21 protein-coding genes, 1 pseudogene and 1 other annotated feature are annotated in these 25,120 nt (G+C 55.3%); of the genes and pseudogenes, 11 read left to right on the top strand and 11 right to left on the bottom strand.

Annotated features, from left to right (window positions below):
- Nucleotides 1-70 precede the first annotated feature (70 nt).
- Together EKN38_RS16810 and EKN38_RS16805 are read left to right on the top strand one after the other, a co-directional pair.
- On the top strand, nucleotides 71-1,141 hold the full coding sequence (locus tag EKN38_RS16810) for a LacI family DNA-binding transcriptional regulator (protein WP_014830893.1): 1,071 nt from the start codon (nucleotides 71-73) through the stop codon (nucleotides 1,139-1,141).
- Between the two features lie 103 nt (nucleotides 1,142-1,244).
- On the top strand, nucleotides 1,245-4,337 hold the full coding sequence (locus EKN38_RS16805; RefSeq protein ID WP_126522458.1) for a beta-galactosidase: 3,093 nt from the start codon (nucleotides 1,245-1,247) through the stop codon (nucleotides 4,335-4,337).
- 36 nt (nucleotides 4,338-4,373) lie between these two features.
- On the opposite strand, the gene EKN38_RS16800 is transcribed toward EKN38_RS16805, so the two are convergent.
- Nucleotides 4,374-5,252, bottom strand: a complete 879-nt coding sequence (locus tag EKN38_RS16800; RefSeq protein ID WP_126522455.1) for a nickel/cobalt efflux protein RcnA — start codon at nucleotides 5,250-5,252, stop codon at nucleotides 4,374-4,376.
- A gap of 134 nt (nucleotides 5,253-5,386) precedes the next feature.
- Here EKN38_RS16800 and EKN38_RS16795 point away from each other — a divergent pair, with 134 nt between their 5' ends.
- The gene (locus EKN38_RS16795; protein ID WP_014830896.1) at nucleotides 5,387-5,662 is read left to right on the top strand and encodes a metal/formaldehyde-sensitive transcriptional repressor; all 276 of its coding nucleotides are present in this window, start codon (nucleotides 5,387-5,389) and stop codon (nucleotides 5,660-5,662) included.
- Here EKN38_RS16795 and EKN38_RS16790 read toward each other — a convergent pair.
- Nucleotides 5,643-7,220, bottom strand: coding sequence for an EAL domain-containing protein (locus EKN38_RS16790; RefSeq protein ID WP_014830897.1), 1,578 nt, complete (start codon nucleotides 7,218-7,220; stop codon nucleotides 5,643-5,645). The genes EKN38_RS16795 and EKN38_RS16790 overlap by 20 nt on opposite strands.
- A gap of 232 nt (nucleotides 7,221-7,452) precedes the next feature.
- Here EKN38_RS16790 and EKN38_RS16785 point away from each other — a divergent pair, with 232 nt between their 5' ends.
- The gene (locus EKN38_RS16785; RefSeq protein ID WP_010428154.1) at nucleotides 7,453-7,713 is read left to right on the top strand and encodes a type B 50S ribosomal protein L31; all 261 of its coding nucleotides are present in this window, start codon (nucleotides 7,453-7,455) and stop codon (nucleotides 7,711-7,713) included.
- Between the two features lie 2 nt (nucleotides 7,714-7,715).
- Nucleotides 7,716-7,856, top strand: coding sequence for a type B 50S ribosomal protein L36 (gene ykgO / locus EKN38_RS16780; RefSeq protein ID WP_003859006.1), 141 nt, complete (start codon nucleotides 7,716-7,718; stop codon nucleotides 7,854-7,856).
- On the opposite strand, the gene EKN38_RS16775 is transcribed toward ykgO, so the two are convergent.
- A complete protein-coding gene (locus tag EKN38_RS16775; protein ID WP_014830898.1) occupies nucleotides 7,853-8,563 on the bottom strand; it encodes a GNAT family N-acetyltransferase in 711 nt (236 codons plus the stop codon). The two genes, ykgO and EKN38_RS16775, sit on opposite strands and share 4 nt — an antisense overlap.
- Before the next feature lie 101 nt (nucleotides 8,564-8,664).
- Between EKN38_RS16775 and EKN38_RS16770 the strand changes: the two genes are divergently transcribed.
- Nucleotides 8,665-10,125, top strand: a complete 1,461-nt coding sequence (locus EKN38_RS16770) for a PLP-dependent aminotransferase family protein (RefSeq protein ID WP_014830899.1) — start codon at nucleotides 8,665-8,667, stop codon at nucleotides 10,123-10,125.
- Here EKN38_RS16770 and EKN38_RS16765 read toward each other — a convergent pair.
- The 6 genes from EKN38_RS16765 to acrA form a co-directional block, all read right to left on the bottom strand.
- Nucleotides 10,097-10,564 (bottom strand): YlaC family protein, encoded by a 468-nt coding sequence (locus tag EKN38_RS16765; RefSeq protein ID WP_014830900.1) that lies wholly within the window; start codon nucleotides 10,562-10,564, stop codon nucleotides 10,097-10,099. The two genes, EKN38_RS16770 and EKN38_RS16765, sit on opposite strands and share 29 nt — an antisense overlap.
- A 115-nt stretch (nucleotides 10,565-10,679) precedes the next feature.
- On the bottom strand, nucleotides 10,680-11,231 hold the full coding sequence (gene maa / locus EKN38_RS16760) for a maltose O-acetyltransferase (protein ID WP_014830901.1): 552 nt from the start codon (nucleotides 11,229-11,231) through the stop codon (nucleotides 10,680-10,682).
- Between the two features lie 209 nt (nucleotides 11,232-11,440).
- Nucleotides 11,441-11,659 (bottom strand): HHA domain-containing protein, encoded by a 219-nt coding sequence (locus EKN38_RS16755; RefSeq protein ID WP_013095889.1) that lies wholly within the window; start codon nucleotides 11,657-11,659, stop codon nucleotides 11,441-11,443.
- 27 nt (nucleotides 11,660-11,686) lie between these two features.
- Nucleotides 11,687-12,061: an Hha toxicity modulator TomB gene (gene tomB, locus EKN38_RS16750; protein ID WP_008499288.1), complete on the bottom strand. Its 375-nt coding sequence runs from the start codon at nucleotides 12,059-12,061 to the stop codon at nucleotides 11,687-11,689.
- 512 nt (nucleotides 12,062-12,573) lie between these two features.
- Nucleotides 12,574-15,720, bottom strand: coding sequence for a multidrug efflux RND transporter permease subunit AcrB (gene acrB / locus EKN38_RS16745; protein ID WP_014830902.1), 3,147 nt, complete (start codon nucleotides 15,718-15,720; stop codon nucleotides 12,574-12,576).
- 22 nt (nucleotides 15,721-15,742) lie between these two features.
- Entirely contained in the window at nucleotides 15,743-16,936 is a 1,194-nt protein-coding gene (gene acrA, locus EKN38_RS16740) for a multidrug efflux RND transporter periplasmic adaptor subunit AcrA (protein WP_014830903.1), read from the bottom strand.
- Nucleotides 16,937-17,077: 141 nt separating this feature from the next.
- On the opposite strand from acrA, the gene acrR reads away from it, so the two are divergent.
- Together acrR and mscK are read left to right on the top strand one after the other, a co-directional pair.
- Nucleotides 17,078-17,731, top strand: a complete 654-nt coding sequence (gene acrR / locus EKN38_RS16735) for a multidrug efflux transporter transcriptional repressor AcrR (RefSeq protein WP_014830904.1) — start codon at nucleotides 17,078-17,080, stop codon at nucleotides 17,729-17,731.
- 112 nt (nucleotides 17,732-17,843) lie between these two features.
- Nucleotides 17,844-21,191, top strand: a complete 3,348-nt coding sequence (gene mscK / locus EKN38_RS16730) for a mechanosensitive channel MscK (protein ID WP_014830905.1) — start codon at nucleotides 17,844-17,846, stop codon at nucleotides 21,189-21,191.
- Nucleotides 21,192-21,202: 11 nt separating this feature from the next.
- Here mscK and rsmS read toward each other — a convergent pair.
- A pseudogene (gene rsmS / locus EKN38_RS16725) lies at nucleotides 21,203-21,401 on the bottom strand (pleiotropic regulatory protein RsmS).
- Nucleotides 21,402-21,413: 12 nt separating this feature from the next.
- The gene (gene priC / locus EKN38_RS16720; RefSeq protein WP_014830907.1) at nucleotides 21,414-21,941 is read right to left on the bottom strand and encodes a primosomal replication protein N''; all 528 of its coding nucleotides are present in this window, start codon (nucleotides 21,939-21,941) and stop codon (nucleotides 21,414-21,416) included.
- Nucleotides 21,942-21,991: 50 nt separating this feature from the next.
- Here priC and EKN38_RS16715 point away from each other — a divergent pair, with 50 nt between their 5' ends.
- The 3 genes from EKN38_RS16715 (at nucleotide 21,992) to dnaX (ending at nucleotide 25,089) form a co-directional block, all read left to right on the top strand.
- Nucleotides 21,992-22,369: a DUF454 family protein gene (locus EKN38_RS16715; protein ID WP_014830908.1), complete on the top strand. Its 378-nt coding sequence runs from the start codon at nucleotides 21,992-21,994 to the stop codon at nucleotides 22,367-22,369.
- A 151-nt stretch (nucleotides 22,370-22,520) separates the two neighbouring features.
- Nucleotides 22,521-23,072: an adenine phosphoribosyltransferase gene (gene apt / locus EKN38_RS16710; protein ID WP_000127359.1), complete on the top strand. Its 552-nt coding sequence runs from the start codon at nucleotides 22,521-22,523 to the stop codon at nucleotides 23,070-23,072.
- 88 nt (nucleotides 23,073-23,160) lie between these two features.
- On the top strand, nucleotides 23,161-25,089 hold the full coding sequence (gene dnaX, locus EKN38_RS16705) for a DNA polymerase III subunit gamma/tau (protein WP_014830909.1): 1,929 nt from the start codon (nucleotides 23,161-23,163) through the stop codon (nucleotides 25,087-25,089).
- Nucleotides 24,419-24,483, top strand: a sequence feature (DnaX frameshifting element). Its footprint overlaps the gene before it by 65 nt.
- Nucleotides 25,090-25,120 lie beyond the last annotated feature (31 nt).

Below are 25,120 nucleotides of genomic sequence, written 5' to 3'. Positions count from 1 at the left end.
AAGCGCTCACAGGTATTAATGGCCGCGCTGTGCCACAATAGACGGCTCTGTTAACACGAAGCCGGAACGCATGAAAGCCATTACCCTCTATGATGTTGCCCTCCTTGCGGGGGTGTCTTATCAGACCGTTTCTCGTGTGATTAACGACGCGGAGCATGTTTCTGCCCGCACACGGGAAAAGGTGCAGCAGGCCATGGCGGAGCTGCACTACGTCCCTAACCGTGGCGCGCAGCAGCTGGCGGGTAAGCGCACTCGTACGCTGGGGCTCATCACTACCGATCTGGCGCTGCACGCCCCTTCGCAAATTGTCTCTGCGGTAAAATCCCGGGCGGTAGAAAAGGGGGCGAGCGTGCTGATCTCGATGGTGGAACATCCACAACAGTGTCAGTCCGCGCTTCAGGAGTTGCTGGCACAGCGCGTGGAAGCCCTGCTGGTGAACGTGCCGCTTGACGATCCTGACGCTGAACAACTCAAGGTACTGGCATCCCCCGTGCCGGTGCTGTTTCTGGATGTCTCTTCGTCGGCAGCGGTCAACAGTCTGGTGTTCAATGCCGAACAGGGCGCCCGACTGGGGGTTGAACATGTGCTCTCTCTGGGGCACCAGCGTATTGCGTTGTTAAGCGGGCCAGAAAGTTCTGTTTCCGCCCGCGCCCGTCTGGCGGGATGGAAAGCGACGCTGGCGCAGGCCGGGCTTGAGGCTGCGGCGGTGGCATACGGCGACTGGAGTGCGGCGAGCGGATATGAGAAGGGCCATGCCCTGTTGTCTGCTGCAGCGTTACCGGATGCCATTCTGGTGGCTAACGATCAAATGGCGCTGGGCGTGATGCGGGCCTGCGCGGAAAAAGGGGTGGCGATCCCGGGCCAGATAGCGATCGTGGGCTTTGACGATACTGCCGACAGCGCCTGGTTTTCGCCTCCGCTTACCACCGTCCGTCAGGCGTTTCGCGAGGCGGGCGAACAAAGTGTGGAGTGGCTGCTGGCGCCCACCCGCAGTGAAGCATGCTGGCAGGTTCAGTTGCCCGTTACGTTGATCAGCCGACAATCCAGTGCCCGTCGCGCGCCGCAGCAGTCCGATCGTGAGGATCTGGCGCAGCAGCTCCGAACCCTGGCCCTGCTGGCCGAGAAGCTTGCCCGCGAATAACGCTTTTGTGATCTGCCTCGCTATGCGGCGATCCCACGCTTTACCGCAGCAGTTTGTCAGGGCATGTTGACTTAAATTGTGAGCGCTTCGCAAAGAGGAAAACATGTCCAATACCGTATCGCTGTCGCTCAGCGCACTTCTGGCCCGTCGGGACTGGGAAAATCCCGGCGTCACGCAATGGAACCGGCTGGCGGCGCATGCGCCATTTCACAGCTGGCGTAAAGAAGACGCAGCCAGAGAGGACGCCGCATCCGTCAGCCGACCTTCCCTGAACGGGGAGTGGCGATTTAGCTTCTTTTCTGCGCCTGAACAGGTTCCGCAGGCATGGACAGGTGAAGATTGCCCGGATGCGGTTGCGATGCCGGTGCCGTCAAACTGGCAGATGCAGGGATTTGATACCCCCATCTATACCAACGTCACCTATCCCATTCCCGTCAATCCGCCCTTTGTTCCGGCAGAGAATCCGGTTGGTTGTTACTCGCTCACATTTGAGATGGAGGACGCCTGGCTTGAGTGCGGCCAAACCCGCATTATCTTTGATGGGGTGAACTCGGCCTTTCATCTCTGGTGCAACGGCCAGTGGGTGGGGTATTCCCAGGACAGTCGACTGCCTGCTGAATTTGATCTCTCGTCCGTGTTGCGTGCCGGGCAGAACCGGCTGGCGGTGATGGTTCTGCGCTGGTGCGATGGAAGCTATCTGGAAGATCAGGACATGTGGCGCATGAGCGGTATTTTTCGCGATGTGTCGCTGCTGCATAAGCCGGAGACGCACATCGCGGATTATCACGTTGTCACCGATCTGAATGCGGAGCTGGATCGCGCCGTGCTGAAGGTGGATGTCGCCCTGGCAGGGGCTCGCTATACGGAGTGCGATGTGGCAATAACGCTGTGGCGCAACGGTGAACGCTGTGCCAGCGCCACCCGGCGGCCAGGGTCTGCCATTGTGGATGAACGCGGTAACTGGGCCGAGCGGTTAACGGTGGCGATCCCGGTTACGTCCCCCGCGTTATGGAGCGCTGAGACACCCGAGCTTTATCGTCTGACGATCGCGCTGGTGGACCCGCAGGGCGACGTGCTGGAGATTGAAGCCTGTGACGTGGGCTTCCGCCGCGTTGAAATCAGCAATGGCCTGCTGAAGCTCAACGGCAAGCCACTGCTGATCCGCGGGGTCAACCGGCATGAACATCACCCGGAAAATGGCCAGATGATGGACGAAGCGACGATGCGTCGCGATATCGAAATCATGAAGCAGCATAACTTCAACGCCGTGCGCTGCTCGCACTATCCAAACCATCCTCTGTGGTACCGGCTTTGCGATCGCTACGGCCTGTATGTGGTTGACGAGGCCAATATCGAAACCCACGGCATGGTGCCGATGAGTCGTCTCGCTGACGATCCCCGCTGGCTGCCCGCCATGAGCGAGCGCGTGACCCGCATGGTGCAACGCGATCGTAATCATCCTTCAATTATTATCTGGTCGCTGGGCAATGAGTCTGGTCACGGTGCAAACCACGACGCACTGTATCGCTGGCTAAAAACCGCCGATCCGACGCGCCCGGTTCAATATGAAGGCGGTGGGGCGAACACGGCGGCGACCGATATCGTCTGCCCGATGTATGCCCGCGTCGATCAGGATCAGCCGTTCCCGGCGGTCCCGAAATGGTCCATCAAAAAATGGATCGGTATGCCAGATGAAACCCGACCGCTGATCCTCTGCGAATACGCCCACGCGATGGGTAACAGCTTTGGTGGTTTCGCCAGATACTGGCAGGCATTTCGCAGCCACCCGCGTCTGCAGGGGGGATTTGTCTGGGACTGGGTTGACCAGGCGCTGACGAAGAAAGATGAACATGGCATCCCGTTCTGGGCCTATGGCGGCGATTTTGGGGATAAACCCAATGACCGGCAGTTCTGCCTTAACGGGCTGGTGTTCCCCGATCGTACGCCGCATCCGGCGCTGTATGAGGCTCAGCGTGCGCAGCAGTTCTTCACCTTTACGCGGGTAAGCACGTCTCCGCTGGTGGTGGACGTACAAAGCGACTACCTGTTCCGTCGTACGGATAACGAGTTGCTCAGATGGTCGGTGACCCGTGACGGCACGGTGCTGGCGAACGGGGAGGTTACGCTCTCCATCGCGCCTCAGGAGACTCAGCGTCTGGAGATCACCCTGCCGGCGCTGACGGCAGAGCCCGGCGAGCTCTGGCTGAATGTTGAGGTTTACCAGTTGAAGGCGACACCGTGGTCACCGGCGAACCATCGCTGTGCGTGGGATCAGTGGCCACTCCCGGCACCGTTGTTTATCGCCCCGCCCGCACCGGTGGGTGTGCCGCCGGTACTGTCACAGACCGATGACGTGCTGACGCTGACGCACCAGCAGCAGCGATGGATATTTGACCGTACCTCAGGAAACCTGACGCAATGGTTGAACAATGGCGTTGAAACGCTGCTCTCGCCGCTGACGGATAACTTTACCCGCGCGCCGCTGGATAATGATATCGGCGTGAGCGAAGCCACCCGAATTGATCCGAATGCCTGGGTTGAGCGCTGGAAGGCGGCAGGGATGTACGCGTTGATCCCGCGGGTGCTGCGTTGTGACGGGGAGCAGCATACCGGTGAAGCGATAGTCACGACGCTGCATGCCTGGGAACATCGTGGCAAAGCGCTGTTCCTGAGCCGTAAAGTCTGGCGGGTAGACGATCAGGGTGTGTTGCACGGAGACGTTGAGGTTGAGATTGCGTCTGATATCCCCGAGCCTGCGCGTATTGGTCTGAGCATGCATCTTGCCCGGCCGCCGGAAGCCGTGCACTGGCTGGGGCTGGGGCCGCATGAAAACTACCCGGACAGAAAGCTGGCGGCACAGCAAGGGCGCTGGACGTTGCCGCTGCAGGCAATGCATACGCCGTACATCTTCCCGACGGAAAACGGTTTGCGCTGCGATACCCGCGAGCTGGTGCTGGGTGAGCATCAGTTCAACGGCCAGTTCCATTTTTCTGTGAGCCGCTACAGCCAGCAGCAGCTGCACGAGACAACCCATCATCATCTGCTACGTGATGAGCCGGGGTGTTGGCTCAATCTTGATGCGTTCCATATGGGCGTGGGCGGAGATGACTCCTGGAGCCCCAGCGTTTCACCGGAGTTCATCCTGCAACATCGCCAGCTTCGCTATCGCTTTAGCTGGCGTCAGAACCTCAACTGACCTCTGCGTGGCGGCCACGTGCAGTGGCCGCCTGGTTCAGGCCAGGATACCGCCTAACCCGTGCAGGATCATGTACCCCCCCACAAGGATGATCAGTGCTGCAGAGAACCACGGTGCTTTGCGGGAAAACTCGCTGAACCCCGGCCAGCGTTTTGTCGCATGTTTAAGGCTTAACGCGGCAATCGCGCCCGACGCCATCAGCGTTAACGCCAGACCAATACTGAAGCTAAACACCAGCGTGGCGCCCAGGGCAAAGTGCTTCAGTTGCAGGCAGATCAGCAGGACGGTGATTGACGCCGGGCAGGGGATTAGCCCGCCGGTGAGGCCAAACATCGCAATTTGTCCGGTGGTGACGTTTTGTCCGTTAAAACGACGATTGATATCCTGCGCATGGGCGCGCTGGTGGGCGTCTTGCCACTCCTCTGCAACCAGTTGATGTTCATGGTGGTGATGATCATGATGGTGGTCATGGTCATGGTCATGGTCATGGTCATGGTCATGGTCATGGTCATGGTCATGGTCATGGTCATGGTCATGGTCATGGTCATGGTGGTGGTGATGATGATCGTGCGGCTGATTCTCCTTCCAGGTACGCCACGCCATCCACAGCGCGATCAAAACGATCAATACCCCAGAGATAAGCTGGAACCAGGGTTCAGAGGTTTGCGCATCCCAGCCGCGACCAAACCATAATCCCGCCATGGCAATGATCCAGACTACCGCGGTATGGGAAAGCGTGGCCGCCAGCCCCAATAATACCGCCTGTTTCAGCGTGCCGCGGATCGCCACAATAAAGGCCGCCATCATCGTTTTAGAGTGGCCCGGCTCAAGACCATGCAGGGCACCGAGCAGGATCGCGCTGGGAATGAATAGCCATGCGTTGCCCTGTTGCAGGAGAGAAGCAAAATCGTTCATTACAAAATCCGCACTGGAAAAGGTGCCGAGATAGTACTCCCCCCCAGTAGGTCAATACTACCCCCCAGTAGAAAAATACTCAGGGGGAGTAGGGCGTGTTATGCTTTACCCGCCAGAAGAAGAAGGATGCAGAGATGTCACATACCGTTCGTCACAAGAAGATGTTATTGACTCGCCTGAAGAAAATTCAGGGACAGAGCACAGCGCTGGAAAAAATGCTCAGCAACGACGAGCACGAGTGTGCCGAGGTATTGCAGCAGCTGGCCGCGATCCGTGGTGCGGTGAATGGCATGATGCTGCAGGTGATCGAAGGCCATTTAACCGATCACGTCGTCAAAGAGCCTGAAGAAGATCAGCGCGAAGCCGATCTTGGCGTGGTTTTACAGGTGATCAAATCCTATCTGAAGTAGGAGAGGCGTTGAGATTTTTTTCTGCCCATGCCATAAATTCCGCTTTTGGCAGCGCCTTACTGTAGTACCAGCCTTGCCCATATTGCACGCCGTGACGGTGCAGCCAGGCGAGCTGCCCTGCAGTCTCTACGCCCTCTGCAACCATCGCCAGCTTCAGTGATTTCGCCATTTCAATGATGTGTGGCGTCACGTTTTTGTACTCCAGCGCATCCACGAACGACTTGTCAATTTTTAGCGTGTCGACGTCCAGATCCTGCAGATAGCTCAGGCTCGAATAGCCCGTACCAAAATCATCGATATAAATCGCATGGCCCGAGCGGCGGAAGGCGGCAATGGCCGGTGCGCTGATTTTGGGATCGGCAAAGCCGCGTTCGGTTAATTCAAGCGCGATCTGTTCGGGGCGGACTTGCCATTTATTTAACAGCTGGCTCAGGAGCGGCGGCAGCTTGCCCGAGGTTAAATCCGCAGGCGCGAGGTTGATGGAGATGTGCTGATCGGCATGAAGGTGCAGCCAGTTGCCCATATCCTCGAACACTTTTTCGATCACCAGATGCGTGAGGCGCGAGATAAGCCCCGTTTGTTCCGCCAGCGGGACGAAAATATCAGGCGACAGGCTGCTCCCGTCAGGCTGAGGCCAGCGCGTTAGCGCCTCCGCGCCCACCATTTTCCCGCTGCAGAGCGCAACAATAGGCTGGTAGTGAACCTCAAACTCGCGGTTGTTAATCGCATCCAGCAGCCGGTTACGTGGCGACTGAATGCGACGCAGTATCCGCAGAACAAAGAGCGCGGCAAGCAGGCTTATCAGCATGCCAAACGGCAGCCAGAAAAGAAGTTGTTTGTGCCAGGTTTCCGCCAGCGGTTTAAGCGCGGCCCAGGCGACAACATTCATTCCCAGCTCCGGAACGGGTTTAATGACATACATGGAGCCGTTGTACTGGATGCTGACCTTCTCCCGATCTTTGATCATGTCGCGGATATGCGGATCCAGTTTATTGCTGCTGGCGAAAACGAGATGTGTTGTACTCCCCACCAGCGCGGCATCGATAGCGATATCGCCAAACGGGATCACATCTACCAGCGAGGCGGGATCGACCAATACCAGGTAATGCTCTTGCCCCAGTACCGCCATGTAGCGGTTAAAACCAAGATCGTTTTGCGTTGTAAGCCACGCACTATATCCATCTTCCGTAATCCGCATAGGGGGTGGGAATGAGGCCACTTTACTGACTTGTTCCAGCGACGAGCACAGCGGTCTCAGGTTATCGACATAGATCACTTCCTGGACATAGCGCCAGGAGAATGCGACCCGGCGCATTTCCCGTAAATGCAGATGACTACACGGGGGGCCTTTGAACGTCTGTAGCTGCGTGAGCGCTTCTTTTGCCTGTTCAACGACCCTGTCCGTACGCAACAGCACGCGTGACGCATAGCTGTCCAGCGCATCGACAAATTTTTCTTCTGCCTGGCGATGCGCCAGCCAGATACTGAGGCAAATCGGTATCAGCACAGAAAAGATCAGAATGCCTGTCACCAGGCTGACCAGATGTCGGGTTTTCATGCTGCCGTGTCCTTCCTCAAATGCCCGCTCCAGGGCACTGAGACGCTTGCCTGAAGAGAAAGTTTTTACCGCGAAATGATATAGTTATAGCACGTGAGCGTCATGGTTTTCGTTTCGCAGCGGCGAAATCAGAAAATATCATCGGAAAAGGCAGGGCACGATCGGGGCTTGTTTTTACCGCAGAGCCTGGATATTATTTTGTTATGTTATAACAAAACATGAGTGATTCACGATGAAACCAGATATCCATCCAGCCTATCGCACTGTGGTGTTTCACGACACCAGCGCCAATGAATATTTTAAAGTTGGCTCAACCATCAAGACTGACCGCGAAATTGAACTCGACGGTGAAACGTATCCCTACATCACCATCGAGGTCTCTTCAAAATCCCATCCGTTTTACACCGGTAAGCAGAAAACCTTCTCGACGGATGGCAGCGCCGCGCGCTTCCGTAAACGTTTTGGCGGCTTTCTTAATGCGAAGCGGGGGTGATCATGCAGGTACTTAACTCGTTGCGGAGTGCGAAACAGCGTCACCCGGATTGCCAGATAGTCAAACGTAAGGGACGCCTGTATGTGATTTGCAAATCAAACCCGCGCTTTAAAGCGGTTCAGGGACGTAAAAAAAGACGCTAGACGCCCGCTTCACGCCAGCTTTCCAGGGATCTTTTCTGTTTGCCATCGGCAGTAAAATTGTCGGTGGCAAGCCAGTTCTCAAAGGCGATCGCCAGCGCTGGCCACTCTTTGTCGATGATCGAAAACCAGTCCGTATCCCGGTTATGGCCTTTTGTGACCAGCGCCTGACGAAAACGCCCCTCAAACAAAAAGCCCAGACGCAGCGCAGCTTTGCGGGAAGGCTCATTCAGGCTGTTGCACTTCCATTCATAACGCCGGTAGCCCAGGGTATCAAACACGTATTGCATCAGCAGGTACTGCGCTTCCGTGGACATCGGTGTGCGGCTTAACAGCGGCGAGAAATGAACGTGTCCCACCTCCACAACGCCATTTTTTGGGTCGATACGCATCAGGGCCAGAGTTCCCACCGGTGACTGGGTCTGATTATCGAAGACGGTAAAGTGTATCGGATCAGATAATTCACTCACGCTTTCCACCCATGCGGCAAACTCACCGGCCGTAGCATCAGGTTCACGCAGTAGCCATGTCCAGCTTCGGGTATCTTCGGCCTGAGAATAAGCGGCAAACAACGCATCAGCATGCTCCACCCGCAGCGGTTCAAGACGACAGTAGCGGCCCTGAAGGACCACCCGGGAAGGATGCTGACGGGGTTGCCAGTCAACAAGCGCTTCGCCCACAGGCTGCCCAAACTGATTGAAAGTATTCATCTTCATCTCCGTGACGTTGTAAAGAGTTCCAGACTAGTGAAGAAGTGGTTCCTTAAAAAGAACCAACAGGCTATGTTTTGGTGGTACCACGAGGAGGGGCAATGAATATTCCCGGTGATGAATTGTATACCTTGCTGAATGCGGCGCTGAAAAAACGCGGACAAGAGACGCTACAGCGCGCGCTTTATCTTTCTCTGCGGGAGTATATATTGTCCGGCAGATTACAGTCCGGTAGTCGCCTGTCGGGTTCCCGGACGCTGGCCCGGCAACTCTCCCTTTCCCGAAACACCGTTAACGCGGCGCTGGAACAGCTCACGCTCGAAGGGTATCTGTTGCGTAGCCGCCAGGGAACGCGGGTGGCTTCGCTGGCGGCCCGTCAGCTCGCGCAGGATTTACCGGCGCCCGCGGTTGCGCTTGCCGGGCGGGTTAGCGCACTGCCTGCCCCTGTTCCGCGTACCACGCCGGTTCTGGCCTTTACGCCGGGGACACCGGCCATCAACTATTTTCCCTTGCCGCTCTGGCGGCGCTTGTACGATCGCGTGTTACGGGAGGAGGGAAGCGCCCTGTTGGGTTACGGCGATCCCGCCGGGGAACCTGCTTTGCGGGCGGCCATTGCCCGTCACCTTGCGCTTTCCCGCGGGATTGACTGCGACGCCAGCCAGATAGTGATCACCGAAGGGGCGCTGGAAGGCGTGAATCTCTGCACCCTGCTGTTGAGTGAGCCCGGCGATGTAGCCTGGGTGGAAGATCCCGGCTTTGCCGGGGCAAAAAGCGCCTTTGTGAAAGCGGGTTTAGCCATGACGGGAATACCGGTTGATGGAGAGGGTATGTGCTGGGAAGGCGCAGAGGCGCCATCTCCTTCGCTTATTTTTACGTCTCCTTCGCATCAGTTCCCGTATGGAAGCGTCCTCAGTGCAAGGCGGCGTCTGGCCTTACTGGACGTGGCGCGACAACATAACGCCTGGATTATCGAGGATGATTATGACAGCGAGTTTCGCTATAGCGGTGAGCCGATCCCGGCGATGCTGGGAATGACAAACCATGCGCCCGTTGTTTATCTGGGAACATTCAGCAAAACGTTATTCCCGTCGCTCAGAATGGGGTTTATGGTTTTCCCCCCAGCGCTGGCGAAAGCGGCACGCCCGGCCATCGGTTCGTTATTGCGCGGTGGACATCGTGCTGAGCAGCGTACCCTGGCCCTGTTCATTGAAGAGGGTCACTATGCCCGCCACCTTGCGGCGATGCGTCGTCTCTATCGTAAACGCTACCGGCAACTGCGTGAGGCCCTGAATGCGGAACTTCATGTGCCACACCGGGTTCTGGCGGGGGAAGGGGGAATGCACCTGACGGTGGCGATTGACGGAATTGACGACAGGCAACTGGTGGAACAGGCCAGGGGGTTTCAGCTGGCTCCCGCGGCATTGAGCGGGTATTACCTTGATACGAAACAGCGGCAGAGCGGTCTGGTATTAGGCTACGGGAATACGTCGGCTTCACTGTATGCGTCGGCTATCCGACGCATACAGACACTCATCACGCAACAGCAGGGCGGGAAAGGGTAAACACATCGTAGAAGGAGAGCTGGCCTTTGGTTGAGACCATTTTCTGCAGTTTCTCTTTTTGTTCGGTTTCTACCGCAGGAGAGTGCAGAATGCTGTCGATAAGCTCCGGGGGGACAAAACGGGTGTTGTACCATTCGCCGTTGTAGCAGACCCGGAAATCGAGCACGTCGATATCTTCATAACGATAACGCGGATGCACGTCAAAAAAGAAAAACGCGTTAAACACTACAAACAGCACCACAAGCAGCCAGACGGAGTCCACCAGCGTTTCGGACTTCAGCATGACAATCAGCGTTGCCAGCCAGGCCGCATACATTGCCAAAAACAGGCCTGGGTGTTTGCGGATAAAACTAATGCTAAAGCGCGGGCGGTTGTCGCGCTTTTCGCGGATGTTGAGATCGTCGATGGTGGCGGTAAGCAGGCGCTGTATTTCGGTCATTTTTAGCCTTCATGATTATTGAATACAGAGGATCTGCCTATTTTAGGGGAGCCATTTGACTGAAAAAAGTAACAGTTACGCGCTGAAAGACCATAACAGTTGACCCCCCACACCTTCACAGCATTTTGATAATTTTCGCCGGGTTACCCCCGACGACGGCATTGGCTGGGACATCTTTGGTGACCACAGCACCGGAGGCGATCACCACATTATCACCCACAGTGACGCCCGGGTTAATGACCGCCCGTCCGCCGATCCAGACATTATTGCCAATGCGTACGGGTTTGCCATACTCAATCCCGCTGTTGCGTTCGTCCGCATCCAGTGGATGGGTGGCCGTATAGATATGCACGCCGGGCGCGAGCATACAGTTATCGCCAATATGGATAGGGCAGACATCCAGCATCACGCAGTCAAAGTTAGCGTAAAATTCTTTGCCCAGGTAAATGTTATAACCATAGTCACAGCGAAAGCTTGGCTCAATGTACGCGCCTGCGCTTTGACCCAGCAGTTCCGCCAGAATGTTCTGGCGTTCTGTTTTCTCATCGGGGGCGGTATGGTTATAGCGGTGAACCAGATGGCGGGCACGCAGTCGATCGGCCCGTAATGTTTCATCGCCAGGACGGTAATGTTCACCCGCAATCATTTTCTGTTTTTCTGCGCTCATAGGTTACCTCTCTGTAATCGATTACAGCAGGGTAATCGGGATAAGCCAGGAAGGGAACGTTCCCGAAGGGCGCATGTGACTAACGTCACAACATAGTTGCTAATGATCGCGTTTTACACGGAGACCTGGCTTTTATACCGGGATCGTAATTCGAAAGGTGTAGACAACTCAGAATGTGGCGTAGAACCTCTACAGACACACTTCAAAGGTTAACGGACAAATTTCCACACGGAAGGGGGGATTTTGTCATACAGTTTATTCATGGTCAGCTCAGCAAGACGGTGGTCCGCCGCAGAATAAAATACAGTCAGTTCATTATCAGAAAGCTCGTATTTATTTTTTTCAATAACACGTTCGAGCGTGTCAATTGATTGACAGCGTCGTAAGCGCATCAAATAATCGGTTTTTGTGAGTGGTTTATCAGACATAAAATCACCTTAGTCATTGTAATAATTTTAACAGGAAAGGCTAACCGGGTTAGCTCTGCTCACGTTGACGAAACAACGGAATAGCCGGTTTCCAGATTTACGCCATTTCTGCAAATCCTGTGCGTTAATGCCGTAGCTGCTGAACAACATAAAGGTGTCATCCAGGTATTCGTCAATTTGCTCAATCAGCTTATTATCTTCATTGTACTTAATTTTATAATTAAGTGCGAAGGTCGCGATATGCTCTATCAACTCATTCAATTGTAAATTGATGGCAGACGTTGGATCGTTCACCCAGCCATGATTACTTTCATCAAGATTGGCAAGGCAGTCATGGTACAAGGATTCGCAGAGAAATTTCAACTGCGCGATATCATGCCTTTTTGGCGAGTACTCGTCCATAGCGCATCCCCTTCTGAGTGATTTCTTACTCACCGAACATCATTGTCGGGATGGATACTACTTACTAAGCCCTACGGGTGCTGTGCTCCTGTTAACTCTAACTATAAGCCACTCTGATCAGGATTTCACCGCGCTATTACGAAAAATTACAATTAAAACCAGATCCTGCGAGCGTTCACGCAATAGAGCATCCTCAAATGAACACATTTATCCAAATTAACGCTGGCTTTTTTTCGCTTCCTTACGTTTCATTGATTTAGCTTAAACACCTGGATGAAGTCCGGATTCAGAGTTCTCTGGGTATGGACTTGTTATTAGGAATATTCCTAATAACTTAAGCGGTGAAATGGAATTAAAACAATCCTGAGTTCACACATTAAGTTATCAGCTAATTATGATATGTCTTATTAAGATGGCAGAAAATAAATAGAACGACAATAAGCGTATTTTATGATTTTTTTCTGAAATGAAAAAGGCCGCTAATGCGGCCTTTTTATCCTATGAAACCGGTATCAGTGAGGTTCTACCGAATGACTGTGCTCAATATCTTCATTCTTCCGGCTGAAGCGGCGGCGAACCACCACGAAGAATACCGGTACGAAGAAGATAGCCAGTACGGTCGCGGTGATCATACCGCCCATTACACCTGTACCTACCGCGTTCTGTGCACCGGAACCCGCACCAGAGCTGATAACCAGCGGCAGTACCCCGAGGATAAATGCCAGTGACGTCATCAGAATAGGGCGCAGACGCATGCGAACGGCTTCAAGCGTGGCCTCGATCAGGCCTTTGCCTTCTTTCTCCATCAGATCTTTGGCGAATTCAACGATAAGTATCGCGTTCTTCGCCGACAAGCCAATGGTTGTCAGCAGGCCTACCTGGAAGTACACGTCGTTGGTCAGCCCACGGAACGTTGCGGCAAGCAGCGCACCGATAACCCCCAATGGCACCACCAGCATAACGGAGAACGGAATTGACCAGCTCTCATACAGTGCCGCCAGACACAGGAACACCACAATCAGTGAAATGGCGTACAGGGCAGGGGCCTGGTTACCGGACAGACGTTCCTGATAGGACATACCGGTCCAGTCATAGCCAATACCCGCAGGCAGTTTGCTGGCTAATTCTTCCATCAGGTTCATGGCTTCACCGGTGCTTCGACCCGGTGCGGCCTGACCCAGAATTTCCATGGATGGAAGCCCGTTATAACGTTCCAGACGCGGTGAACCGTATTCCCAGCGCGAGGTAGAGAAGGCCGAGAATGGCACCATCTGACCATTGCTGCCGCGAACGTACCAGTTGTTGATATCGTTCGGCAACATACGGTATTGCGCCTCTGACATCACGTACACTTTCTTCACACGACCGCGGTCGATGAAGTCGTTAACGTAGCTACCGCCCCAGGCTGCGCCCAGTGTGGTATTGATGTCGCTGATGGACACACCCAGCGCCTGCGCTTTCTCCTGATCGATGTCGATCTTGTACTGCGGTGTATCTTCCAGACCGTTAGGACGCACGCCGACCAGCAGGTCAGGGTGTTTAGCCACTTCACCAAACAGTTGGTTACGTGCCTGAGTCAGTTTTTCGTGGCCCAGACCGCCCTGGTCAATCAGCTGGAAGTCGAAACCGGTCGCGGTACCCAGTTCAACAATCGCTGGCAGGTTAAAGGCGAAGACCATCGCATCTTTTATCTGCGAGAAGGTGCCCATTGCACGGCCGGTGATAGCCTCCACCTTATTCTCTTCGCCCGGACGTTCAGACCAGTCTTTCAGAGAGACGAAGGCAATACCGGTGTTCTGACCGCGACCCGCAAAGCCAAAGCCGTTAACCGCAAACACCGATTCAACGTTCGCTTTTTCTTTGGTGAGGTAGTAGTCCGTCACTTCATCCAGCACTTTCTGGGTACGCTCTTGCGATGCACCCGCCGGAAGCTGCGCCATTGTCAGGAACACGCCCTGGTCTTCATCAGGCAGGAACGAACTTGGCAGACGCACGAACAGATAGGCCATGCCGACCACGATGATGATATAGAGCAGCAGATAACGACCGGTGCTGCGCAGAATGTTGCCTACGCTGTCGGTGTAGTGGTGCGTGCTCTTATCAAACATGCGGTTAAACCAGCCGAAGAACCCTTTATGCTCGCCGTGACCGCCTTTCTGAACCGGTTTCAGCATGGTGGCACACAGCGCTGGCGTCAGGATCAACGCCACCAGTACCGACAGCGCCATCGCAGAAACAATGGTGATGGAGAACTGACGGTAAATCGCACCGGTAGAGCCCCCGAAGAAGGCCATCGGAATAAATACCGCGGACAGCACCATCGCGATACCGACCAGCGCGCCCTGGATCTGACCCATGGATTTACGGGTTGCTTCCTTCGGCGGCAGACCTTCTTCCGCCATAACACGCTCGACGTTTTCTACGACCACGATGGCGTCATCCACGAGCAAGCCGATGGCGAGCACCATCCCGAACATCGTCAGGGTATTTATCGAGTAGCCAAATATCGCCAGTATGGCGAAGGTTCCGAGCAGGACGACCGGTACGGCGATGGTTGGGATCAACGTCGCGCGGAAGTTCTGCAGGAACAGATACATCACCAGGAAGACGAGGATGATCGCTTCTACCAGGGTTTTAACCACTTCGTGAATCGAAATTTTAACGAACGGCGTGGTGTCATAGGGATAAACGATCTTCAGACCTGACGGGAAGAACGGTTCCATCTTCTTCAGCTCTGCACGGATAGCCGTTGCGGTGTCCAGGGCGTTAGCACCGGTCGCCAGTTTGATACCCAGACCGGAAGCCGGTTTGCCGTTAAACTTCGCAATGATGTCGTAGTTTTCGCCACCCAGTTCCACTTTAGCCACGTCACGCAGGCGAACCTGCGAACCGTCCTGATTCACTTTCAACAGAATTTTGCTGAACTCATCGGCGGAGGTCAGACGGGTCTGCGCGATGATAGACGCGTTAAGCTGCTGGCCTTTCACCGGCGGTGTACCGCCTAATTGACCGGCTGCCACCTGGGCGTTCTGCGCTTTAATGGCGTTGATGACGTCAACCGGCGTCAGCTGGAAGTTGTTCAGTTTGTTCGGATCCATCCAGATACGCATCGCGTACTGGGAACCGAACAGCTGAACGTCACCCACACCGGAAGTACGGCTGATGGCGTCCTTCATGTTGGCGCCCACGTAGTCGGAAATATCCTCCTGCGTCATGGTGCCGTTGGTATTGATAACGCCAACAACCATCAGGAAGCTACTGGACGATTTCTCGACGCTCACACCCTGCTGTTGTACTTCCTGCGGCAGCAGTGGCATCGCCAGCTGCAGTTTGTTCTGCACCTGCACCTGCGCGATGTCCGCATCGGTACCTGACTCGAAGGTCAGGGTGATCTGGACCGTACCGGTGGAGTCACTGTTTGAGGACATGTACATCAGGTTATCGATACCGTTCATGTTCTGTTCGATAACCTGCGTAACGGTATCCTGCACCGTTTTCGCATCAGCCCCCGGGTAGGTTGCGGAGATCGTCACCGCCGGTGGCGCAATGGTCGGATATTGCGCAACAGGCAGCTTCAGGATCGCAAGTCCCCCGGCCAGCATGATAATAATGGCGATCACCCATGCGAATATGGGGCGATCGATAAAGAAATTAGGCATGTCTTAACGGCTCCTGTTTAAGTTAAGACTTGGTTTGTTCTGACTGGCCAGCGGCCGAAGCTTGTTGTTTATCGTCAGACTTCACTTCCTGTGCTTTTACCTGAGCGCCAGGACGAACTTTTTGCAAACCAGTAACAATCACGCGATCGCCATCTTTCAGACCTTCCGTCACCAGCCATTTATCGCCAATCGCCTGCGTTGCAGTGATATTGCGCGTTTCGACTTTGTCACCGGCACCCACAACCAGTGCGCTCGCATCGCCGCGTGGCGTACGGGTCACACCCTGCTGTGGAACCAGAAGCGCGGTTGGATTCGTTCCTTCTTCCAGACGGGCGCGAACGAACATACCTGGCAACAGGGTGTGGTCAGGGTTCGGGAAAATCGCACGTAAGGTAATGGAACCGGTGGTCTGGTCGACCGTCACATCAGAGAATTCCAGCGTACCTGCCTGCGGGTATTTGATGCCGTCGTTGGTCACCAGCTCCACTTTGGCTTTGCCGTTTTCCTGCTTCAGGGTGCCGTTTGCCAGCTCCTGTTTCAGGCGCAGGAAATCGTTGCTGGACTGCGTCACGTCTACGTAGATCGGATCAAGCTGCTGCACGGTAGCCAGTGCCGTGGCCTGACCGTTCTGCACCAGAGCCCCTTCCGTGACGGAAGATTTACCAATACGACCGCTGATAGGGGAGGTCACTTTGGTATAGGCCAGGTTGATGCGCGCGGTTTCGACAGCCGCTTTCGCTGCCACGACGGCCGCGTTAGCCTGCTGTGCATCCGCCAGAGCAGTGTCGTAATCCTGTTGGCTGATGTACTGCGTACCGAGCAGTTTTTTGTAACGATTCAACGTCAACTGAGAGATTTTGGCCGCCGCTTCCGCTTTCGCCAGGTCGCCTTTCGCACTTTCATAAGACGCCTGATAGGTTGCAGGATCAATCTGATACAGAGACTCACCGGCTTGCACATCGCCGCCTTCGGTGAAGTTACGTTTCAGGATAATGCCGCTTACCTGAGGACGAACTTCCGCAATACGATACGCATTTGTACGGCCAGGTAATTCGGTGGTGATCTGGAGAGGTTCGGATTTGAGCGTCACAACGCCAACTTCCGGCATCTGCTGCGCTCCTTGTTGAGCCTGTTTGTCGTCACATCCTGTAAGCGCTAAGCTGCCTGAGAGCATCAGAACGACCGCCAGAGGCGTTAACCCTCTGTTTTTGTTCATATGTAAACCTCGAGTGTCCGATTTCAAATTGATCAATGGTCCTGAGTCCAAAAACCCATTGCTGCGTTTATATTATCGTCATGCTATGGTACATACATTCACAAATGTATGTAAATCTGACGCCTGTAAATTCACCCACTTATGGCACGAAAAACCAAACAACAAGCACTTGAAACCCGACAACACATTCTGGATGTGGCAATCCGTTTGTTTTCTCAGCAGGGTGTTTCGTCAACCTCGCTGGCTCAGATTGCTCAGGCCGCAGGTGTTACGCGGGGAGCGATTTACTGGCATTTTAAAGACAAGTCAGATCTGTTCAGTGAAATCTGGGAGCTTTCAGAGTCCAGCATTAGCGATCTCGAGAGTGAGTATCGGGCAAAATTCCCTGACGATCCACTCTCAGTATTAAGAGAAATATTAGTATATATCCTTGAAGCGACGGTAGTTGAAGAGCGTCGTCGGTTAATGATGGAAATTATTTTCCACAAATGTGAGTTCGTGGGAGAGATGGCTGTCGTGCAGCAGGCGCAACGCAGCCTTAGTCTGGAAAGCTATGACCGTATTGAACAGAACCTGAACCAGTGCATGCAGGCTAAACTGTTACCGGCCAATCTCCTGACCCGCCGGGCGGCTATTCTGATGCGCAGTTACATTTCGGGCCTGATGGAAAACTGGCTTTTTGCCCCGCAATCCTTTGACCTTAAAGCGGAAGCCCGCAGCTACGTGGCGATTTTACTGGAAATGTTGCAGCTTTGCCCGACGCTGCGCAGTGGCGAATCTTCACTGCCCGCCTGACGCTTTCCAGGATTTATCTCAGAGGCTCACGTTCGCGCTATTCTGCTTCAGGCGAGCGTGATATCCTGCACGCCGGACTATTTTCGGTCATCTTCTGACATCACTCACAACTATGCTGCACACCAATCGCTCGCAACATCCTGTATTTGCATTGCTCTTTGCGACGCTGTTTTTCTTCGCTACGGCCCCGCTTTCCTGGGCCCGCGCCGATAACGGCAATGACATCCCATCACGTGCTGATGTTCAGTCGCAACTCGACACCCTGAATAAACAAAAAGATCTCACGCCTCAGGAAAAACTCATCCAGCAGGACCTGACGGAAACGCTGGAATCGCTGGATAAAATTGAGCGCGTCAAGGCGGAAACCACCCAGCTTCGCCAGAAGGTGGCGCAGGCGCCTGAAAACATGCGCAAGGCAACGGATTCGCTGAGTGCCCTGAGCGATGTGGATAATGACGATGAAACGCGCAAAACGCTGGCAACGCTGTCGCTGCGTCAGCTGGAGTCGCGTGTCGCGCAACTGCTCGACGATCTGCAAAATGCACAGTCGGATCTCGCGACCTACAACAGCCAGCTTGTCTCACTGCAGACTCAGCCCGAACGCGTGCAAAACGCGATGTACGCCGCGTCTCAGCAACTGCAGCAAATCCGCAACCGGCTGAACGGCACCACGGTGGGTGAAGGCACGCTGCGCCCTACGCAGCAAACGCTGCTGCTGGTTCAGCAGGCGTTACTCAATGCGCAAATCGAACAGCAGCGTAAAAGCCTGGAAGGGAATACGGTGCTGCAGGACACGCTGCAAAAACAGCGTGACTACGTGACTGCCAACATTAACCGCCTGGAACACCAGCTTCAGCTGCTGCAGGAGGCGGTGAACAGCAAGCGTCTGACGCTGACGGAAAAAACGGCCCAGGAGGCGGTATCGCCGGACGAAACCGCCCGTATTCAGGCCAATCCGCTGGTGAAGCAGGAGCTCGACGCGAACCATCAGCTGAGTGAGCGTCTGATTCAGGCGACCGAAAGCGGCAACTCGCTGGTTCAACAGAATATCAAAGTCAAAAACTGGCTGGACCGTGCGCTGCAGTCTGAACGCAACATCAAAGAGCAGATTGCGGTCCTGAAAGGCAGTCTTCTGCTGTCACGCATTCTCTACCAGCAACAGCAGACGCTGCCGTCCGCCGACGAGCTGGAGGACATGACCAACCGCATTGCCGATTTGCGTCTGGAACAGTTTGATGTCAACCAGCAGCGCGACGCCCTTTTCCAGAGCGATACCTTTGTCGCCAAAATAGAAGAGGGCCACTCCAGCGAAGTGAACCCGGAAGTGCACGACGCGCTGTTGCAGGTAATCGATATGCGCCGAGAGCTCCTCGACCAGCTCAATAAACAGCTGGGTAACCAGCTGATGATGGCGATTAACCTGCAGATCAACCAGCAGCAATTGGTGAGCGTGTCTAAAAGTCTGCAGGAGATTTTGACCCAGCAGATTTTCTGGGTTAACAGCAACAAACCGATGGACTGGGACTGGGTTAAATCCTTCCCGGAGACGCTGAAAACGCAGATTAAGGGCATGAAAATCACCGTCAACTGGGAGAAAGCCTGGCCCGCGGTGATGATTGCCTTCCTGGCGGGATTACCGCTGTTACTGATTGCCGGCCTGATCCGCTGGCGTCTGGGTTGGCTGAAGAACTATCAGGCGAAGCTGGCGTCAGAAGTGGGGCAACTGCGCAACGATAGCCAACTCCATACGCCAAAAGCGATTCTGATCGATCTTATTCGTGCGCTGCCGGTGTGTCTGATCATTCTGGCGGTTGGCCTCATCCTGCTCACGATGCAGCTTAACGTCAGCGATTTGCTGTGGGCCTTCAGTAAAAAACTGGCGCTGTTCTGGCTGGTGTTTGGCGTGTGCTGGAAAGTGCTGGAAAAAGACGGCGTGGCGGTACGTCACTTCAACATGCCGGAACAACTGACCAGCCACTGGCGTCGTCAGATTGTCCGCATCAGCCTGGCGCTCCTGCCGCTGCACTTCTGGTCGGTGGTCTCGGAGCTTTCTCCGCTGCATCTGATGGATGACGTCCTGGGTCAGCTGGTCATTCTGCTGAACCTGCTGCTGATAGCTATTCTGATGTGGCCGATGTGTCGCGATAGCTGGCGTGATAAAGAGTCCCATAATCTTCGTCTGGCCACCGTCACGGTGCTGGCAATCATTCCGCTGGCGCTGATGGTGCTCACGGCGACGGGCTACTTCTATACCACGCTGCGTCTGTCCGGACGCTGGATCGAAACGGTCTATCTGGTGATCGTCTGGAATCTGCTCTATCAGACCGTGCTGCGTGGCCTGAGTGTGGCGGCTCGCCGTATCGCTTATCGTCGCGCCATCGCGCGTCGTCAGCATCAGGTGAAAGAGGGCGCTGAAGGGGCGGAGCCGCAGGAAGAGCCGACCATCGCGCTGGAGCAGGTTAACCAGCAGACGCTGCGTATCACCATGCTGGTGATGATCGCCCTGTTCGCGGTGATGTTCTGGGCTATCTGGTCTGATTTGATTACCGTCTTCGCTTATCTCGACAGTATCACCCTCTGGCAGTACAGCGGGACCGAAGCTGGCGCTGCGGTGATGAAGAGCGTCACCATGGGTAGCCTGCTGTTTGCGGTGGTGTCGTCGATGGTGGCCTGGGCGCTAATTCGAAACCTGCCGGGCCTGCTGGAAGTGCTGGTGCTGTCGCGCCTGAACCTGCGTCAGGGGGCCTCCTATGCCATTACCACCATCCTCAACTACGTCATTATTATTGTCGGGGCGATGACGGTCTTTGGCTCGCTCGGCGTGTCGTGGGATAAACTGCAGTGGCTGGCGGCAGCCCTCTCTGTGGGTCTCGGTTTTGGCCTGCAGGAGATTTTCGGTAACTTCGTTTCCGGCCTGATCATCCTGTTCGAACGTCCGGTGCGAATCGGCGATACGGTGACCATCGGGACCTTCTCCGGTACCGTCAGCAAGATCCGCATTCGTGCGACCACCATTACCGACTTCGATCGCAAAGAGGTGATCATCCCGAACAAAGCGTTCGTGACCGAGCGTCTGATCAACTGGTCGCTCTCTGATACGACTACGCGTGTGGTGATCCGCCTCGGCGTAGCCTACGGTTCGGATCTGGATAAGGTGAAAGAGGTATTGCTGAAGGCCGCAAAAGAGCATCCAAAGGTTATGCACGAGCCTGCGCCAGACGTCTTCTTCACCACCTTCGGGCCGAGTACGCTGGATCACGAGCTGCGTTTATACGTGCGTGAGCTTCGCGATCGCAGCTACACCGTGGATGAACTGAACCGCTCCATCGACCGTCTGTGCCGTGAAAACAATATCAATATTGCTTTCAACCAGCTTGAGGTTCACCTGCATAATGAGAAAGGTGACGAGCATACGGAAGTGAAGCGTGAGATTAAGGGTGACGATCCGACACCAGCCTGATCTCTATTCCCTCAGCCCTCAGGGCTGAGGGAACGATTTTCTCCCTCTCCCTTAGGGAGAGGGCTGGGGTGAGGGTAATTTTCCCTCAAAATCCCGCCGTACAATCTCCAGCGCCTTCAGCACCGTTTCCGCCGGGATCTCATGATTCTCCAGCAGCATAATCAAATCGACGGCCAGTTTGACCTCATCCGGGGCATTTTCCAGCGACATGTGTGGCTCCTTTTAACGTGTCAGGCGTTCAATCACGCGTTCTATCTCTTCCAGCGCCTGACGGCAACGGACAAGACGTCCTTCCAGCGCGTCAATCTCGCGCATTAGTATCTGCTGTTCTTCCAGCGTTTCACTGTTGTTCAGACGCGCTTCCCGCTCGCGCTTCATCTCAAACAGACGGCGTTCAAACTCCTGGTGCTCCAGCCGTTTGCGCTGCCATTTTCCGAGGCCCGGTGACGCGCTGTCCCAGCTGCGCAGGGGCCAGGCTGCGATCTCCCGGTACAGGGCGGTGATCTGGCTGGTGAGGTGCTCCGCAAGCCAGGCCACCTGCTCATGTTTACCGTCATTCACGGCCTGACGCAGTTCATCGAGGTTGGTCTGCGCTTCGTCAAGATAGTCTTTCATCAGTGTTCTTCGGGTATGAAATAACTGCCGGTCAAAGCGCGGTTTGAGCGTCGCATGCTGCATCAGCGGTGACGCCTGCGTGCGCAGGGCAATGAGCTGATTTTGCAGCGTCTCTAAAAGCAGGGCTATTTTCAAGGCGCGCTCCAGTGGTAAAGTAGCCGTTCAGTTTGATAACGATTCGCATTATGCAGCGTACTATTTTAATCATCATTGGCTGGCTCGCGGTAGTGTTGGGCACGCTGGGCGTGGTTTTACCGCTTTTGCCCACGACGCCGTTTATTCTGCTGGCAGCCTGGTGTTTTGCCCGCTCATCTCCGCGTTTTCACCACTGGCTGCTGTATCGCTCGTGGTTTGGCGGGTACTTGCGCTACTGGCAAAAACACCGTGCCATGCCGCCCGGGGCGAAGCCGCGCGCGATTGCAGTGATCCTCATCACTTTCGCTGTTTCATTATGGCTGGTGAAAATGATGTGGGTGCGGATCCTGCTGCTGATCATTCTCTCCTGCCTGCTTATCTTCATGTGGCGGATCCCCGTGGTTGATGAAAAGCAACAAAAGCACTGAAGCCTTATAATGGCTGTTGCAATTATTGCGCGCAGCCAGTAAATTCGACCGTTTTCGAGCACAGGTGCGCCTGGTTAAAGGTTAAGCAATTGTTACCTTTACCGACTCTTTGCGCGCTGTGAGTAACACTGTTTCATTTAGGCACAAACCGATGACCGCAACTGCACAGCAGCTTGAATATCTGAAAAACAGCATCAAAAGCATCCAGGACTATCCAAAACCTGGCATTCTTTTCCGTGATGTCACCAGCTTGCTGGAAGACCCGAAAGCGTACGCCCTCAGCATTGAACTGCTGGTAGAGCGTTATAAAAACGCCGGGATCACCAAAGTAGTAGGTACCGAAGCCCGTGGCTTCCTGTTCGGCGCACCAGTGGCGCTGGCTATGGGCGTGGGTTTTGTGCCGGTGCGTAAACCGCGCAAACTGCCACGTGAAACCATCGCGGAGAGCTATGAGCTGGAATACGGCACCGATCAGCTGGAAATCCATGTTGATGCCATCAAGCCTGGCGACAAAGTGCTGGTGGTTGACGATCTGCTGGCAACCGGTGGCACCATCGAAGCGACCGTGAAGCTGATCCGTCGTCTGGGTGGTGAAGTGACCGATGCGGCATTCATCATCAACCTGTTCGATCTGGGCGGTGAACAGCGCCTGGAAAAACAGGGTATTACCAGCTACAGCCTGGTGCCATTCCCGGGTCACTGATCCCGGTTTTCACAACCTCGCTCAATGGGTGAGGTTGTGATAGCATTCCCCTCCATAAATTCACCTTCCAGCGTTGCAGAGCCTGCCCATGAGTTATCAGGTGTTAGCCCGTAAATGGCGACCACAAACCTTTGCCGACGTTGTCGGTCAGGAACATGTGCTGACGGCCCTGGCGAACGGCTTGTCGCTAGGTCGTATCCATCACGCCTATCTCTTCTCCGGTACCCGCGGCGTCGGTAAAACCTCTATTGCCCGTTTACTGGCAAAAGGTCTGAACTGCGAAACCGGGATCACCGCCACGCCGTGTGGCGTATGTGACAACTGCCGTGAGATCGAGCAGGGGCGCTTTGTCGATCTGATCGAGATCGACGCCGCCTCGCGCACCAAAGTTGAAGATACCCGCGATCTGCTGGATAACGTGCAGTACGCCCCGGCGCGTGGCCGCTTCAAGGTCTATCTGATCGATGAAGTCCACATGCTGTCGCGTCACAGCTTCAACGCCCTGCTGAAAACGCTGGAAGAGCCGCCGGCCCATGTGAAATTCCTGCTGGCGACGACCGATCCGCAAAAGCTGCCGGTCACCATTCTGTCGCGCTGCCTGCAGTTCCATCTGAAGGCGCTGGACGTTGAGCAGATCCGTGCGCAGCTGGAACACATTCTCGATGAAGAGCACATTGTCCACGAACCGCGCGCCCTGCAACTGCTGGCCCGCGCGGCGGACGGCAGCCTGCGTGATGCGCTAAGCCTGACCGATCAGGCGATTGCCAGCGGTGACGGTAAACTGTCGACGGACGCGGTCAGCGCCATGCTCGGCACGCTGGATGACGACCAGGCGCTGTCTCTCATTGAAGCCATGATTGCCGCTAACGGTGAGCGCGTCATGTCGCTGGTGAACGCGGCCGCGGCCCGTGGCGTCGAGTGGGAAGCCCTGCTGGTCGAGATGCTTAGCCTGCTGCACCGCGTGGCGATGCTACAGCTTTCTCCGTCGGCGATTGGCGCGGATATGGCGACCATTGAACAGCGGATGCGTGAACTTGCCCGCACCGTACCGCCTGCTGATGTGCAGCTTTACTACCAGACCTTGCTGATTGGCCGTAAAGAGCTGCCGTTTGCGCCGGATCCTCGAATGGGCGTTGAAATGACGCTGCTGCGTGCGCTGGCGTTCCATCCGCGTATGCCGCTGCCAGAGCCAGAAGTGCCGCGGCAGTCTTTCGCCCCGGCTGCCCCTACGGCGGTGATGTCGCCGCAGCAGGTACCAGCACAGCCGGCAGCGCCGCCGCCACAAAATGTGCCGCTGTCGGATGCCACCAGTTCGGTGCTTGCCGCCCGCAGCCAGTTGCAGCGGGCGCAGGGAGCAACCAAACCAAAAAAGAGTGAACCGGCAGCGCCAGGAAGAGCGCGGCCGGTTAACAACGCCGCGCTTGAACGACTGGCCTCGGTAACGGAGCGCGTACAGTCGCGCCCGGCACCGTCCGCGCTCGAGCAAAAAGCCCCGGTGAAAGAAGAGGCTTACCGCTGGAAGTCGACGACCATCGTCGAAGAGGTGAAGAAAGAGGTCGCCACGCCAAAAGCGCTGAAAAAAGCGCTGGAGCATGAAAAAACACCGGAGCTTTCCGCGAAGCTCGCGGAAGAGTCTATCGCGCGTGACGCCTGGGCTGCAGAGGTCAGTAAACTGCAGCTGCCGAAGCTGGTCGAGCAGGTCGCGCTGAATGCCTGGAAAGAGCAGGACGGTAATCAGGTGCGTTTGCATCTGCGTCCGGGTCAACGGCACCTGAATTCCCCTGGCGCGCAAAAGGCGCTGGCGGAGGCGCTCGCCACATTACAGGGTGCACCGGTTGAATTGACTATCATTGAAGATGATAATCCGGCGGTGCGAACGCCACTGGAGTGGCGACAGGCCATTTATGAAGAGAAACTCGCGCAGGCGCGTGAGTCGATTATTGCGGATAACAATATCCAGACCCTGCGCCGGTTCTTCGACGCCGATCTGGATGAAGAGAGTATTCGCCCCATTTGATCGTGAGTCTGACTTACGGTTGTCATCGTTA

Origin of the sequence: Enterobacter sp. WCHEn045836 (genome assembly GCF_003965585.1) — a bacterium.
Taxonomy (GTDB): Bacteria; Pseudomonadota; Gammaproteobacteria; order Enterobacterales; family Enterobacteriaceae; genus Enterobacter; species Enterobacter dissolvens.
The sequence above is the reverse complement of the archived record's forward strand: the minus strand, read 5'-3'. Positions and strand labels throughout refer to the sequence as shown.

Bases quoted from the DNA above. Each gene is read 5' to 3' on its own strand.
- EKN38_RS16775 (WP_014830898.1), bottom strand. From the start codon at position 8,563: ATGAATACTTTCAATCAGTTTGGGCAGCCTGTGGGCGAAGCGCTTGTT.
- dnaX (WP_014830909.1), top strand. From the start codon at position 23,161: ATGAGTTATCAGGTGTTAGCCCGTAAATGGCGACCACAAACCTTTGCC.
- EKN38_RS16810 (WP_014830893.1), top strand. From the start codon at position 71: ATGAAAGCCATTACCCTCTATGATGTTGCCCTCCTTGCGGGGGTGTCT.
- EKN38_RS16795 (WP_014830896.1), top strand. From the start codon at position 5,387: ATGTCACATACCGTTCGTCACAAGAAGATGTTATTGACTCGCCTGAAG.
- acrB (WP_014830902.1), bottom strand. From the start codon at position 15,720: ATGCCTAATTTCTTTATCGATCGCCCCATATTCGCATGGGTGATCGCC.
- EKN38_RS16805 (WP_126522458.1), top strand. From the start codon at position 1,245: ATGTCCAATACCGTATCGCTGTCGCTCAGCGCACTTCTGGCCCGTCGG.
- maa (WP_014830901.1), bottom strand. From the start codon at position 11,231: ATGAGCGCAGAAAAACAGAAAATGATTGCGGGTGAACATTACCGTCCT.
- mscK (WP_014830905.1), top strand. From the start codon at position 17,844: ATGCTGCACACCAATCGCTCGCAACATCCTGTATTTGCATTGCTCTTT.
- acrA (WP_014830903.1), bottom strand. From the start codon at position 16,936: ATGAACAAAAACAGAGGGTTAACGCCTCTGGCGGTCGTTCTGATGCTC.
- EKN38_RS16770 (WP_014830899.1), top strand. From the start codon at position 8,665: ATGAATATTCCCGGTGATGAATTGTATACCTTGCTGAATGCGGCGCTG.
- EKN38_RS16800 (WP_126522455.1), bottom strand. From the start codon at position 5,252: ATGAACGATTTTGCTTCTCTCCTGCAACAGGGCAACGCATGGCTATTC.
- EKN38_RS16755 (WP_013095889.1), bottom strand. From the start codon at position 11,659: ATGTCTGATAAACCACTCACAAAAACCGATTATTTGATGCGCTTACGA.
- EKN38_RS16765 (WP_014830900.1), bottom strand. From the start codon at position 10,564: ATGACCGAAATACAGCGCCTGCTTACCGCCACCATCGACGATCTCAAC.
- EKN38_RS16790 (WP_014830897.1), bottom strand. From the start codon at position 7,220: ATGAAAACCCGACATCTGGTCAGCCTGGTGACAGGCATTCTGATCTTT.
- acrR (WP_014830904.1), top strand. From the start codon at position 17,078: ATGGCACGAAAAACCAAACAACAAGCACTTGAAACCCGACAACACATT.
- EKN38_RS16785 (WP_010428154.1), top strand. From the start codon at position 7,453: ATGAAACCAGATATCCATCCAGCCTATCGCACTGTGGTGTTTCACGAC.
- tomB (WP_008499288.1), bottom strand. From the start codon at position 12,061: ATGGACGAGTACTCGCCAAAAAGGCATGATATCGCGCAGTTGAAATTT.
- EKN38_RS16715 (WP_014830908.1), top strand. From the start codon at position 21,992: ATGCAGCGTACTATTTTAATCATCATTGGCTGGCTCGCGGTAGTGTTG.
- ykgO (WP_003859006.1), top strand. From the start codon at position 7,716: ATGCAGGTACTTAACTCGTTGCGGAGTGCGAAACAGCGTCACCCGGAT.
- apt (WP_000127359.1), top strand. From the start codon at position 22,521: ATGACCGCAACTGCACAGCAGCTTGAATATCTGAAAAACAGCATCAAA.